This window comes from Enterococcus sp. HMSC072F02 (assembly GCF_001837725.1).
Lineage (GTDB): Bacteria > Bacillota > Bacilli > Lactobacillales > Enterococcaceae > Enterococcus_B > Enterococcus_B lactis.
Genome location: NZ_KV833930.1, coordinates 1 through 13,815, shown reverse-complemented (window position 1 = coordinate 13,815; position 13,815 = coordinate 1). Strand labels below are relative to the sequence as shown.

The window sequence follows — 13,815 nt, the reverse complement described above, 5'->3', positions numbered from 1 at the left end:
TTTCTGTCTAGTTAATTGTAGCCTATCCATCTTTCTTTTTTGTTTTATATGTCAAATACCATTTTGAAATGTACCATCTTAAGAAATTTATCCTTGAAAACAATTGCGTTATTGGATAAAAAGATGCTACATTATCTTAAAAAAGGAATCAAATATAATGAATTTAGTGGCCAGCATATCGCGTGATTAAGATACTTTATAGTGTAAGTTGAAGGAGAAAAAATGTTTAAAATATACTTCCCATTTCAGCGGGAAATAAAGGAATCTTGTTGTTTCTACTAGTAATGTATCTTTTTGGAAACTATGTAACGATGTAAGCAACATTTTTTTCAGAAGAAAAAACGATAAAGGTTGTGATAAAAGATTAAAAAATAGGAGAAAATCTATCAAGCGTATAGTATGAAACGCACATTTAAAAAATATTCGACTAACTAAAAAAGTTTACAAAGCATGGTCGTGTATTACAAGTAATCTATGCACTGAAAAATGATAGAGAAAATCTGATACGTCCGCAACAATGAACGATTGAAAATGAAAGTGAGGAAATTGGGAGAATGTCTGATGAAAATAAAGTTGTTCCGCTTGAAACACTAGTGATAAATAAGGAAGAGTTTGAGCAACTTTTTCTTGATTTTTTTGTTCAATATGACAGGATTTATGATTTTAGTTCGTCACTAGATTTATTTGAATTAGAAGCAGAAATAATAGAAAACAGCCAAGAGGAAGATGGTAACATTATCATTTCAGTAGAAAAGTTCCTTGAATTGTTTTCGGAAATATTTGAAATAGATACAGACTATTATCAACCACAAGAAGTTTTTCGAGAGTTTAGAAATCAGATTATTCGCTCAGGTAAGACTGTAAACTGAAAAACAATAAAAGAAACGTTGAAAGAATGATTATTCCTTCAACGTTTCTTTTTTAGAATGTTTTAATGACCATATCAGCTTCAGTTTCAGGTTTAGGTAATTCATGGAAGCTTGTGTTTATAGTGCTTAGTTGATCAACTAACCATGTTTTCCTTTTTGAATTGTAGACAAATCTAAAATTAATATCATTGTTCTCGTGTTGAAGAGGTTTCTCCAAATAAGCTGGTGAATATTCATAGTCAACGTAACCTGCTAATACAAAAGAGAGCAATCCATTATTTAGTGTCAGATTTAACGGATGGTCGTAAGCTTTAATTTTTTTTAACGTCATATTGTACATATCTTCAGCCATAAAAGTTGAGTTCATGATTTCATCTTGGGTTTCATTAAAAAAGTTATCCGAATAATCGCTTATTTTTAAAAAGTCTTTATTGGCACCAGCCTCAAAAAATTGTTCAACTTTTTCAGTATAAAGTTGTGCTAATGCTCCTTTTTCAATAGTTACTTTAATGTTCTCGTGCCAATCAATTTCTGTGCTGTTCAGTATGGGAAGATCGGCCTTGAGTTTTATATCCTCTTAATTTCTTTCAATTTCAATTGGCAAAATCTTTTCAGTAGGTTCAGTTTCTGATAAAGGGACATCTAGTTTTTTATCATGATAATAAGCTTCAAATCCATCTGGAACCGGAAAAAAACGTATAGGGTAATTCTTTTCTGAGGTTGTTGTACTAGTTTCCGTACTTGTAGAATTTGTGTCAGAAGTGGTACACCCGCTTATAGTTCCGATGAGTAAAGCGCAGGTTAGAATGATTGCAAATTTTTTCAAAGAAATTCCTCCTTAAAATTGAATATGGACTAATACTAGCCCCATTGTAGCATACCAAATCTTTAACATTAATAAGAAAAAGGACTAATTTTAGTCCAAAAGGTGTGCTATTCTTGAAAGAGGAAAAAATTATTGATAGAGAAAATGTAATCGGTAGCAATATTAGACGATTCCGAGTAGAAAAAGGAATCGGTCAAACCGAGCTAGTTAGAGACCTACAGCTTAGAAAAATCGCTATAACTAGGGAAACATTGGTTAAGATTGAAAGCGGCCGCCAACACATTAAGTTGGATCAATTGAGAGCTATTAGGGATGTTCTACAGGTGTCTTATGAAGACTTGCTTCAATAACTACTTGTAGTCTTTAGTATAAGAAGCTATTTTTACACCCTTATGTATCACAAAGAAATACTGGTATAATAATGAATGGGATATGTAACGATAGGGTATACTATATTCTCAACAGGTTATACTGAGAATCCAATTAAACGAAATCATTTGAAAGTATACAAAACGTTGTTGGATAAAGCATATGAATTTGTATTTTCAGAACACTTTAGATTCTTGGAAAACTATGATTTACCTAGTTCACTGGATGTTGGTATTGAACTATATGATGGAGTAGAAAAGAAAAATCTAAAGTTAAATTTATCAAAAGATTATAGCAAAAATAGTCCAGTGTTAAGAGAGCTAGAAATGCAATGAATCCAATGATAATTTATCTTAATGTAAATTGCTTAACTCTAATTGTTTCTCGTGATTATGATTTTGCTACTGATGTATATGTTGAAGAAAATAAAGGCTTGAAGTTAGAGCTTACTGGATATAATTTGTCGCAGCAATTGATACTATTAGTGGGGCGGTAAACTCTTTAGCAACCACATACTTCTGAATATAACTTTCAATCAATATCTGTAGGTGAAGATAATGTTGGACAATTGTAAGAGTCTTGTTATCGTTTAAGAAATTGAAGGAGGAATCTTGCTAATTGATGAAGTAGACGCAGGTCTTTTTCCAGCTGCACAAATTGAATTTTTTTATGTCTTAACCCAATTTTTTTAAGACTAGGGTATTCAGGTGATAATGACCCAATACTCTCCAACGATGATTAAAAAAGTTTTTATCCAAAGAGATATTAAAAACTATAAATAAACTATTTAACGAATACTTTTGGTAAAATTCAAGTGATGACAGATTAAAGCTGGATATATATGCAGATATGTATGTAAGGACAAAAAGTTGATGAAGATTTAATAATGCAAAAAATAAATATTTCAGGAGGTGTATTTTTTGCCAACAACCAACTCCCTTTTGAGGTATCTGGCAGGAAAAAGTCAATTGTATAAATTTGAAAAAAACAATAGACAAGAGTATTGGAGAATATGAAATTTATATCGAGATATCGAGCATTTTGCAGAGGGAGCCGGGGTGGCCCATTCAGCTATTAATTCAAAAGAATGTGAAAATGACTGCAATTAATAATTTAGATAAATCTATGCGTTCTTTATGGTATTCAATATTAAATTATCCCAACAAATTTATCAATCTGATTAACAAAACCATTGTAAACATTGAAGAATGGCCAAGACAGAAAGAAATTTGTAAAAAAGAGTTTAATCATCCTTTTTCTCTAGAGGAAGGGTTTGCGACCTTCTTCCTAAATATAACGAACGTAAGTGGTATTACTAGCGGTGGACAGATAGAGGGGACAAAACAAGAAAGTAAGTACAAGGTAGGTTGTTGCTTTAATAAGCAATCTTTAATAAAAAAATAAGGGATATTTCTTTACTAAAAGATTCAATTAACTAATATGGATGTTGAATCTTATACAGATGGTATTTCATTTAATTATCCAAAAGAGAAAATGTTCATTTTTTTGAGCCTCCATATTTTAATCAATGTAAAAAAATCTTTATTTGAATTTATTGATAAAGATAAGCATAGCATTAGGGATTATTACTTATGACAATCCAGATGAAATTTATTGAGATTTACAAAGAATTTCGCTAAAAATATAAGTATATGCTTAGATATTCTGTTAATAATAAGCGTAAAGAAAAAGCTTGGGAATATCGTTTTACTAGTTAAATTACAAAAATTGATAATTTTGCTAATGTAGAACCTTTGAAACTAATTGATAAGTAGCTTTTTACCAAAAGCACACCACGTAACTTGAATACGATTGAAAACTAATCATTAAAATTTATTATTAGCAAAGTGATTAATCCTATTCAAAAAGCACCTAGCTTCAATTATCGTCAATGAACTTAACTTCATAGCTGAAGAAAAATCTGAATAAAGAAACGATGGCTGAACCCTTGATAGATAAGGGTTCAGCTCTTTTTAGGAACTTATGTCATAGCCACTTTTTTACATAAATCAGCTAATTAGAGAACAAATTTTGTAATTTGAGATGATGAACTTCTAAAAGACGTTGATACAGATCAGTTTCAAAATCGCTGTAATGACAAAAATCAAGGACTGTATACTTAGAAGAATCAAGACCAGCAGGAATCAGTAGAGGTGAACCAAAGATGAAAAAGTCATATTCTTCAGTGATGGGAAGTGTGAGTAGCTCGATATCTACAAAGGGGATTTTCTTTCCTAAATTCAAGATTTCTTCGGAAATCAGATGTTCAGAGACGTTAACAAACCCAACTTTCAATTTATAGTTTTCATCGATTTCTGAATAATACGGATAAAGTAAACTGGTTTGTAGAAAGGCTAATTCACTTACGCATGATTTCAGCCATGTATAGTTTTTTCGTTGTGCGATTTTTTTCCAAAAACCTTCGATTTTGATTGTCAAGATACGTAAAAGTGGGTATTTATCTTTAATATAAGAAGAGATAAATAGTGTGGTCAAAGGAATTTTTTGCTTGAACATGCTAAAATTACCAATTGATAGATAGAGATTCAAAAGCAAAGCTGGCTCTTTTTCAAACTGGAGTGTACCAATAAATGTCTGACAATGCTTCTGAAATTCCTCTAAGATATCTTTGACCTCATTGCTCGGTTGTTCATACGAATGATGAACGATCGGCACACGAATGTCTTGATTAGAGGTAAGAAGCGGCCAGTAATAGAATAAGTAAAACAAAGAGTTTACCTCTAAGATATCTAAACGAAGATTCGCAATTTTGAAGAAGTCGTAAAAAAAGTCAATGTTTGTTTCGCTTGGAATAAAGGAATCTCTTGATAATCTATAGATATCCGTAAAATGATTGTTTTCGATCCTCAGCAAACAAATCAGGCAATGGAGGCTGGCTTGTTTTTTTCCTAAATCAAACTTATTCTTGTGTTGCGATCCTTCGTGCTTATAAATCAATGCACGAACTTCTTGGCTGTAAGGAATGCTATCCAGGCTTTCCCCTAATGAAACAAACCAAAAGAAATTGAAAAAGATGATGCGAATCAGCATTTCAGAACCAGATAAGGTAAGATTCGATAAATTCAAGTTGATATTGTATTCCTTCAAATATTCAGCCAATTTTTTTATTTGCCGAAAACACGTTGAGCGGCTGATAAATTGGCGATTGCAAAAAGCTGCAAGATTTTCATCTTGTTCGGTCAGAAGACTGATCAATAATTTATAAGGAACACTTTCTGTTGATAGGTAATGTTGGTATTGGATATATTGAACAAGTTGTTCAGGAATGGATAACTTATTTTTATTATGTAACAGTTTAATATCAGTAAATTGTTCTAAATCATCTTGTATATCACATAGGATTTTTTTGAAACGAGTCGCACTGAAATAGAAATCTAAGTTTTCTCGTACATGATCTAAACTATATTCCCCCGGCCGTAAGGTCATCACCTTTCCATACACGCTTAATTTCATTCTCGCATGGTCATCTAATAAAATTTTTTCAATCAATTCTTCACCTTCTTTTTATGTTTTTATTATTAATACCGTATTTATTTTTTCTTGTAAATACTCGTCTCGATTTTCTAAAAAAACTATACAGGATTTAGAAATATTTTTTTTTAATTTATCTCAAAATTACCACTTAATGAGTATATTTTGTGAGAGAAAAGAATAAATAACCTATTTTCAATAACTAATTATTAGATATATTTATTAATCTATCTCAAGTTTAATTTCCTTTAAAATAACTCTGATTGAATAGTTACAGCCAAAAGAGAAGAGAATTAGAAAGATTAGTGAATTTTTTCTTTTTTTTATATTATCTAATTGAATATTAAATTTTTTCTAAGGAGGTATCCATAAATGAAGAAGCGAAATTATTTTATCGTTTTCTGTCTATTTTCTCTATTTTTCGTCACCTATTTCCATATCCAAAAAGGGGAGACTGTGGCAGCCAATGAAGAATCAACCATAGAAGTATTAAACAATGAATACGGCAAAGTAAGTATTAGGAAAATAGATCATCAGCTAACGATCTTGTATCGATTAAATGCGCAAACGCAAGAAACCCGATTTTTATTCCAGCTACATTCAAAAGATGCACCTGAAACGAATCTGCTTTCCTCTTATGTTTCTCAGGAATATCAAGAATACACAGATGAACAACAACGAAAATGGCTAGCAGGTTATTTTTCTCAAACTATTGAAGAAAGAGAATGGACCATTGAGTTGCCGAGTACGAGCAAAGAATTTCAACTCAATATTCAGATAGAAGAAAAAACGGGTCAGTTACTTTTATCCGAACCTGTTTCCTTTTCATTTTCTATAGATAATAAGAATCAGGAAACTGCACAAACAAATGAAAAAACGTCTGAAACATCAACTTCTTATGAAAATCATGAGATATCGGATGATTCATCGTTAGATAAAGACGAATATCGTCCGTTTGAACAACCACAATTATTTAATGCACAGTTGAAACCTAAGGGGTTAGCTACGATTGAACCAGAATATACCACAGATGAGCAAGGAACATACCCTAAGGCAATGTGGCAACCGGATAATAGTCAATATGTGCGTAATCATCAGGGCAATCGCCAAGGACAACAGCAATGGGACGGGCTGAATGGGTGGGATGGCAATCCAACCAATCGCAACAATTCTTATATTGAATATGGTGGGGAAAAAGAGGATGCCGATTATGCCATCCGAAAATTTGCCAAAGAAACAGCGACTCCTGGATTGTTTGACTTGTATCTGAATGTTCGAGGAAATACTCAAAAAAATATCACTCCTCTTGATCTCGTATTGGTCGTAGACTGGTCTGGAAGTATGAACGACAATAATCGGATCGGTGAAGTAAAGATTGGTGTCGATCGTTTTGTCGATACTTTAGCAGATAGCGGTATCACAGACAAAATCAATATGGGATATGTCGGCTACTCAATCGAAGGATATAGCTACAGTAACGGTGCAGTACAGATGGGTTCATTTGATTCAGTGAAAAATCAAGTAAAATCCATTACACCTTCATGGACAAATGGTGGTACTTTTACACAAAAAGCACTAAGAGATGCAGGAAACATGCTATCCGTTCCAAATGGACATAAAAAAGTGATCGTTTTGCTGACGGATGGTGTACCAACATTTTCTTATAAAGTACAGCGGGTACACGCACAATCAAGCAGCAATTATTACGGAACTCAGTTTTCTAATACGCAAGATCGGCCGGGAAATACTTCTCTAATCTCAAGAATCTATGATGCACCTGACCAAAACAATCTATCCAGAAGAATCGACAGTACGTTTATCGCAACCATCGGAGAAGCGATGGCACTCAAAGAACGAGGAATCGAAATACATGGTCTTGGCATCCAACTTCAAAGCGATCCGGCAGCTGGTCTCTCAAAAGCAGAAGTAGAGTCTCGTATGCGACAAATGGTTTCATCAGATGAAAAAGGCGATCTTTACTATGAATCAGCTGATCATGCAACAGATATCTCTGAATACCTAGCCAAAAAAGCTGTACAGATCTCAGCAACTGTAAGCAATGGACAAATAAATGATCCAATCGCAGAACCATTCATTTATCAGCCTGGTACACTTTCAGTCAAGAGTGTGGGGACAAGTCCTACAACGGTCACTCCATCTATTTCCATAGAAGGAAATACCATCAAGAGCAATCAGATCTATTTAGGAAAAGACCAAGAAATCCAAATCCATTACCAAGTGAGAATCCAAACAGAAAATGAGGACTTCCATCCAAATTTCTGGTATCAAATGAACGGCAGGACAACTTTCCAGCCAAACATTGATACCAATGAATTAGCTGAATTCGGTATACCATCTGCTAAAGCTCCCGGAGTCAGTCTTCACATCAAAAAGTTATGGGAAGAATTTGATAACAATCTAGCTGATCGTCCAGATCAAGTTACTTTTGAGATTCAACGGGAACATACGACAAATGCTGCAGCTTGGAAAAACGGATATATCCGCATCATTAAACCAGCTAAAGATACAACAAATACGTGGGAACGTGCAGACATTGACAAATTATCTGCAAATAGCGGAGAAAGTTATCAAGAGATATTATCACTACCTCAATACAATAATCAAGGTCAAGCATTCAGTTACCAAACAATCAAAGAATTACCTGTACCAGGATACGATTCTCAACAAATAGATGCACTGACATGGAAAAATACTAAACAATTCACACCGTTAAACTTGAAAATAACGAAAAATTCCTCTACAGGTGAAAAGGATCTTATTGGCGCTGTTTTCAAATTAACAGGAGATTCTATTGATACTTTACTAACAGATCATGGCGACGGAACCTATTCTCTTCCAGAAAATGTCAAATTGCAAAAAGAAATGACTTATACACTGACAGAAACAAAAGCTCCAGAAGGGCATGAATTAAGCAAAAAGACTACTTGGGAAATCAAGATTGCTTCTGATGGTACGGTAACCATTGATGGAAAAACAGTCACTACTTCCGATGATACGATCCAGTTGACCATTGAAAATCCTTTTGTTGAAATTCCTATAGCAGTACGTAAGTATACGATGCAAGGGACGGACAAAGAGATAAATCTTAAAGGAGCAGCATTTTCCCTACAGAAAAAAGAAGCAAATGGTACTTATCAGCCAATTGACAGCCAAACAACGAATGAAAAAGGTCTTGCCAGTTTTGATTCACTCACACCTGGTAAATACCGAGTCGTTGAAACAGCTGGTCCTGCCGGATATGATACTTCGCCGGGAAATTATGAATTCCAAATCGATAAATATGGAAAAATCATTTACACGGGAAAAAATACCGAGATGACAAATAATGTATGGACGCTCACTCATCAAAATCGACTAAAAGCGTTTGATCTAACGGTACACAAAAAAGAAGACAACGGACAGACATTAAAAGGAGCAAAATTCAGACTGCAGGGACCAGAAATGGACTTAGAATTGCCAAAAGATGGACAAGAAACAGATACCTTTCTATTCGAAAATTTAAAACCTGGAACTTATAAGCTGACCGAAACCTTTACACCAGAAGGATACCAAGGACTAAAAGATCCAGTTACTATCATCATAAAAGAAGATGGATCGATTCAAGTGGATGGACAAGAGTATGAATCTGTTCTGTCACCAGGAGCCAAAAACAACCAGATTTCTTTAGACATCACGAATCAGGCAAAAGTACCATTACCTGAAACGGGAGGAATTGGCCGTTTAGGAATCTATCTAGTAGGGATGATTGGTTGTGCGTTTTCTATTTGGTATCTTTTTTTGAAAAAAGAAAGAGGGGGCAGCTAAATATGAAAAAACTTGGTTGGCTTAGTATGTGTCTCTTCTTGTTACTATTTAAACCAGCTTTTACTCAGGCAGCAACAGAAACAGAAACAGAAATAGTTCAGATTACTTTACACAAATTGCTTTTCCCAAACGGGCAACTGCCGAAAAATCATCCAAATGACGGACAAGAAAAAGCGTTATTACAAACGTATCGAGGATTAAATGGTGTCATATTCCAAGTTTATGATGTCACAGATTCTTTTTACCATCTACGGGAAAAGGGCAAAACGGTAGAAGAAGCACAAACAGAGATCGCAAAAAACGGTGCGTCTTCCGGTACGTTTACCGCAGAAGCAACAACTACAACTCTTAACAACGAAGATGGTATCGCTTCTTTTTCTCTGGCCGCTAAAGATCAAGAAAAAAGAGAGAAAGCGTATCTTTTCATTGAATCCAAAGCACCAGAAGTCGTCAAAGAAAAGGCAGAGAATATGGTAGTTGTTCTTCCTGTATATGGACAAAACAATCAAAAACTTTCAACTATCCATTTGTATCCTAAAAATGAAGAAAACGACTACCCTGATCCACCTTTTGAGAAGGTATTAGAAGAGCCTAGAAATGATTTTACGATTGGTGAAAAAATCACTTATTCCTTGCATACGACAATTCCTGTAAATATCCTTGACTATCAAAAGTTCGAATTGTCAGATAGTGCGGATGAAGCATTAACGTTTTTACCTAATAGTTTAACGATTTCATCGAATGGAGAAAAGCTGACAGAAGGCTTTGTCATACACAAGAAACCTCACGGATTTGATGTTTTATTTTCGATCCCTTCGTTGGAAAAATATGCTGGAAAAAAACTGACCATTTCTTATCAGATGCAGCTAAGCAGTACAGCACAGGCGAACAAGGAAATCAACAACAACGGAACACTGGATTTTGGTTTTGGTATCAGTACAAAGAAAGTTTCTGTATATACAGGGAGTAAGCAATTTGTCAAAATCGAGACAAATAAACCAGATAAACGATTAGCTGGCGCAGTATTCCTTATTAAAAACAAAGCAGGAAATTACCTCCAGCAAACAGCCAACGAATACAAGTGGACAAAGAACGAATCAAATGCGCTTCACCTGATTTCCGATAAAAATGGCGCTTTTTCAATTTCCGGGTTGAAAACAGGAAGTTATCGATTAAAAGAGATCGAAGCACCTTCTGGTTATATTTTAAGTGAAACAGAAATTCCGTTTACCATTTCAACTTTTCTTTCTGAGGATAAAGAGGCGGACAGTATATTGAAAGTAGTCAATAAAAAAGAAAATAGCCGTCCATTTCTTCCAAAAACAAACGAAACGAAAAATACACTTTTAGGCGTTGTTGGTATGGTATTCGCAAGCTTTACAATCTGGTTGTTTATCAAAAAAAGAACAGGAGTGAAAAAATGAAAAATCATAAAAAAATAAACGTTATGTTAGGAGTACTTTTTCTTATTTTACCATTAATCACAAGTAGCTTCGGCGCAAAAAGAGTGTTTGCGGAGGATACAGCAGCTCAAGTCATTCTCCATAAAAAGAAAATGACTGATTTACCCGATCCTTTGATTCAAAACAGTGGGAAAGAAATGAGTGAATTCGATCAATACCAAGGATTAGCCGATATTTCATTTTCCGTTTATAACGTCACTCCAGAATTTTATGCGCAACGGGAGAAAGGAGCATCGGTGGATGCAGCAAAACAAGCAGTCCAGTCTTTGACTCCTGGTACACCAGTTGCTTCAGGAACGACAGATGCTGATGGAAATGTCACTTTATCTTTACCTAAAAAACAAAATGGGAAAGATGCAGTCTACACGATCAAAGAAGAACCAAAAGACGGAGTGTCAGCTGCCGCAAACATGGTTTTAGCTTTCCCTGTATATGAGATGATCAAACAAGCAGATGGCTCTTATAAATACGGGACAGAAGAACTAGATACTATCCATCTCTACCCTAAAAATACAGTCGGTAATGATGGAACGTTGAAAGTTACAAAAATCGGTACTGCCGAAAACGAAGCACTAAATGGAGCAGAATTTATTATTTCTAAAGAAGAAGGAACACCAAGCGTCAAAAAATACATCCAAAGTGTCACAGATGGATTGTACACTTGGACAACGGATCAAACGAAAGCCAAACATTTCATTACTGGTCATTCTTATGATATCGGCAACAATGACTTTGCCGAGGCAACGATTGAAAAAGGTCAGTTGATCGTCAATCATTTAGAGGTTGGAAAATATAATTTAGAAGAAGTAAAAGCTCCTGATAATGCAGAAATGATTGATAATCAAACAATCACGCCTTTTGAGATCCTGGCAAATAGCCAAACACCAGTAGAAAAGACCATCAAAAATGATACGTCTAAAGTTGATAAAACAACACCTCAATTGAATGGAAAAGATGTCGCAATCGGTGAAAAAATTCAATATGAGATTTCTGTCAATATCCCATTAGGTATCGCTGATAAAGAAGGAACGCAAAACAAGTACACAACATTCAAACTTATCGATACTCATGACGCTGCTTTAACATTTGATAATGATTCTTCAGGAACGTATGTTTATGCCTTATATGATGGAAATAAAGAAATCGACCCAGTAAATTATTCTGTCACTGAGCAAACAAACGGATTCACGGTTTCAGTTGATCCGAATTATATTCCTTCATTAACTCCTGGCGGTACATTGAAATTCGTTTACTATATGCATTTGAACGAAAAAGCAGATCCAACCAAAGGATTTTCTAACCAAGCAAATGTCGATAACGGGCATACAAATGATCAAACACCACCGTCAGTCGATGTCGTTACTGGGGGCAAACGATTTGTTAAAGTAGATGGTGACGTTACATCAGACCAAACACTTGCTGGAGCAGAATTCGTCGTTCGTGATCAAGATAGTGACACAGCGAAATATTTATCGATCGACCCATCCACAAAAGCCGTCAGCTGGGTATCGGCGAAAGAATCAGCAACGGTTTTTACAACCACAAGTAACGGTTTAATCGATGTGACAGGTCTAAAATATGGCACGTACTATCTGGAAGAAACGAAAGCGCCAGAAAAATATGTTCCATTAACAAACCGTGTAGCATTTACTATCGATGAACAATCTTATGTAACAGCAGGACAGTTGATTTCTCCTGAAAAAATACCAAATAAACACAAAGGTACACTTCCTTCAACAGGCGGTAAGGGAATCTATGTGTATATCGGTGCAGGAGTAGTCCTTCTACTGATTGCTGGACTGTACTTTGCTAGACGCAAGCACAGTCAGATTTAGTCTTTTTGCAAGAATTGGAAAAAGGAGCAGCGGATTACGCAAATGCTCCTTTTTCTTTTATTATCAAACAGTCATCACAAGGAGAACACAAATGAAACCAAAGAAAAGGAAACTTCTAGATCTGCTGATGCTTTTCTTGCTTCTGTCAGGGATAGGCGTCTTGGCTTATCCATTTGTTAGCGACGCGCTGAATAATTATCTGGATCAGCAGATCATCTCTCATTATCAGCAACAAGCGGTCAAAGAAAATGAAGCAGTCATGGCTAAAATCCAAGAAAACATGACAAAGAAAAACCAGCAATTAGCAAAAGAAGGTGGAAATCCAGGTGCAGATCCCTTTACTAAGAAAAAAGAACCTGCGAAAAAGGATAGAACCTATTTTGAGAAACATACGATCGGTATTTTGACGATCCCCAAAATCAATGTCAACTTACCGATTTTTGATCAAACAACGATGAAACTATTGGAAAAAGGAGCTTGTCTGCTCGAGGGAACCTCATACCCTATTGGAGGCAAATCGACACATGCGGTACTTTCTAGCCATAGAGGCTTGTCGCAAGCAAAATTGTTTACAAATTTACCTCAATTAAAAATAAAAGATCACTTTTATATTGAAATTAACGGACAGTATCTTGCGTATCAAGTCGATCAAATCAAAACCGTAGAACCCACAGAAACAGAAGCGCTGCAAATCCAAGAAGATCAAGATCTAGTCACACTGGTTACTTGTACTCCGTATATGATCAACAGTCACCGTTTACTGGTGCGTGGACACAGAATCGTTGTTGAACCAGAAGAAATAAAGGAATCCTTAGAAAAAGTGAAACAGGCAAAGTGTACTGCATTTTTACTTGTAAGCGGTTTGATCGGTGTGCTCTTGTTGCTATTTTTAGTGATCCTAATAAAATTTTTAAAAAAGTAAGTATATAGTTTACGTAAACAGAATATCTTTTGTGTATAGTGGAATCTCACGAATGAAACGGAGTGTAATAAGATGGAGATAGAATTTAGACGAAAGCACGAATTCATCAATTAAGTATTAAATACAGTTACACATGGAATCGCAGCGTTATTAAATTTGCTTTTCTTCTACATTATTTCATAGTCTGGATAGGCTACAATTAACTAGACAGAAA

At 34.9% G+C, this 13,815-nt stretch carries 9 protein-coding genes and 1 pseudogene; 8 read left to right on the top strand and 2 right to left on the bottom strand.

The window, feature by feature from the left end:
• Positions 1-554 precede the first annotated feature (554 nt).
• On the top strand, positions 555-869 hold the full coding sequence (locus HMPREF2731_RS03915) for a hypothetical protein (RefSeq protein WP_002313378.1): 315 nt from the start codon (positions 555-557) through the stop codon (positions 867-869).
• A 52-nt stretch (positions 870-921) separates the two neighbouring features.
• Here the strand turns inward: HMPREF2731_RS03915 and HMPREF2731_RS15485 are convergent.
• Positions 922-1,695: pseudogene (locus HMPREF2731_RS15485) on the bottom strand (hypothetical protein).
• 104 nt (positions 1,696-1,799) lie between these two features.
• On the opposite strand from HMPREF2731_RS15485, the gene HMPREF2731_RS03905 reads away from it, so the two are divergent.
• The 3 genes from HMPREF2731_RS03905 to HMPREF2731_RS03895 all read left to right on the top strand — a co-directional run bounded on the left by HMPREF2731_RS03905 (position 1,800) and on the right by HMPREF2731_RS03895 (position 3,468).
• Positions 1,800-2,045 carry a helix-turn-helix domain-containing protein gene (locus HMPREF2731_RS03905; RefSeq protein WP_002313380.1) on the top strand — a complete coding sequence of 82 codons (246 nt, stop codon included), beginning with the start codon at positions 1,800-1,802 and terminating at the stop codon, positions 2,043-2,045.
• Between the two features lie 75 nt (positions 2,046-2,120).
• On the top strand, positions 2,121-2,399 hold the full coding sequence (locus HMPREF2731_RS03900; RefSeq protein ID WP_002314576.1) for a hypothetical protein: 279 nt from the start codon (positions 2,121-2,123) through the stop codon (positions 2,397-2,399).
• 760 nt (positions 2,400-3,159) lie between these two features.
• Positions 3,160-3,468 (top strand): hypothetical protein, encoded by a 309-nt coding sequence (locus tag HMPREF2731_RS03895; protein ID WP_002314578.1) that lies wholly within the window; start codon positions 3,160-3,162, stop codon positions 3,466-3,468.
• Between the two features lie 609 nt (positions 3,469-4,077).
• Here HMPREF2731_RS03895 and HMPREF2731_RS03890 read toward each other — a convergent pair.
• The gene (locus tag HMPREF2731_RS03890; RefSeq protein WP_002313382.1) at positions 4,078-5,574 is read right to left on the bottom strand and encodes a helix-turn-helix domain-containing protein; all 1,497 of its coding nucleotides are present in this window, start codon (positions 5,572-5,574) and stop codon (positions 4,078-4,080) included.
• A gap of 354 nt (positions 5,575-5,928) precedes the next feature.
• Here HMPREF2731_RS03890 and HMPREF2731_RS03885 point away from each other — a divergent pair, with 354 nt between their 5' ends.
• From HMPREF2731_RS03885 to HMPREF2731_RS03870, 4 genes are all read left to right on the top strand, one after another.
• Positions 5,929-9,381: a SpaA isopeptide-forming pilin-related protein gene (locus HMPREF2731_RS03885; RefSeq protein WP_070872358.1), complete on the top strand. Its 3,453-nt coding sequence runs from the start codon at positions 5,929-5,931 to the stop codon at positions 9,379-9,381.
• A 2-nt stretch (positions 9,382-9,383) separates the two neighbouring features.
• The gene (locus HMPREF2731_RS03880) at positions 9,384-10,805 is read left to right on the top strand and encodes a SpaH/EbpB family LPXTG-anchored major pilin (RefSeq protein ID WP_070872356.1); all 1,422 of its coding nucleotides are present in this window, start codon (positions 9,384-9,386) and stop codon (positions 10,803-10,805) included.
• Positions 10,802-12,679 carry a SpaH/EbpB family LPXTG-anchored major pilin gene (locus HMPREF2731_RS03875; RefSeq protein WP_070872355.1) on the top strand — a complete coding sequence of 626 codons (1,878 nt, stop codon included), beginning with the start codon at positions 10,802-10,804 and terminating at the stop codon, positions 12,677-12,679. Before HMPREF2731_RS03880 ends, HMPREF2731_RS03875 begins: the two co-directional genes overlap by 4 nt.
• Before the next feature lie 91 nt (positions 12,680-12,770).
• Positions 12,771-13,601, top strand: coding sequence for a class C sortase (locus HMPREF2731_RS03870; protein WP_070872353.1), 831 nt, complete (start codon positions 12,771-12,773; stop codon positions 13,599-13,601).
• Positions 13,602-13,815 lie beyond the last annotated feature (214 nt).

Coding starts and splice junctions, on each gene's coding strand:
- HMPREF2731_RS03880 (WP_070872356.1), top strand. CDS start 9,384: ATGAAAAAACTTGGTTGGCTTAGTATGTGTCTCTTCTTGTTACTATTT.
- HMPREF2731_RS03875 (WP_070872355.1), top strand. CDS start 10,802: ATGAAAAATCATAAAAAAATAAACGTTATGTTAGGAGTACTTTTTCTT.
- HMPREF2731_RS03870 (WP_070872353.1), top strand. CDS start 12,771: ATGAAACCAAAGAAAAGGAAACTTCTAGATCTGCTGATGCTTTTCTTG.
- HMPREF2731_RS03900 (WP_002314576.1), top strand. CDS start 2,121: ATGGGATATGTAACGATAGGGTATACTATATTCTCAACAGGTTATACT.
- HMPREF2731_RS03885 (WP_070872358.1), top strand. CDS start 5,929: ATGAAGAAGCGAAATTATTTTATCGTTTTCTGTCTATTTTCTCTATTT.
- HMPREF2731_RS03915 (WP_002313378.1), top strand. CDS start 555: ATGTCTGATGAAAATAAAGTTGTTCCGCTTGAAACACTAGTGATAAAT.
- HMPREF2731_RS03895 (WP_002314578.1), top strand. CDS start 3,160: ATGACTGCAATTAATAATTTAGATAAATCTATGCGTTCTTTATGGTAT.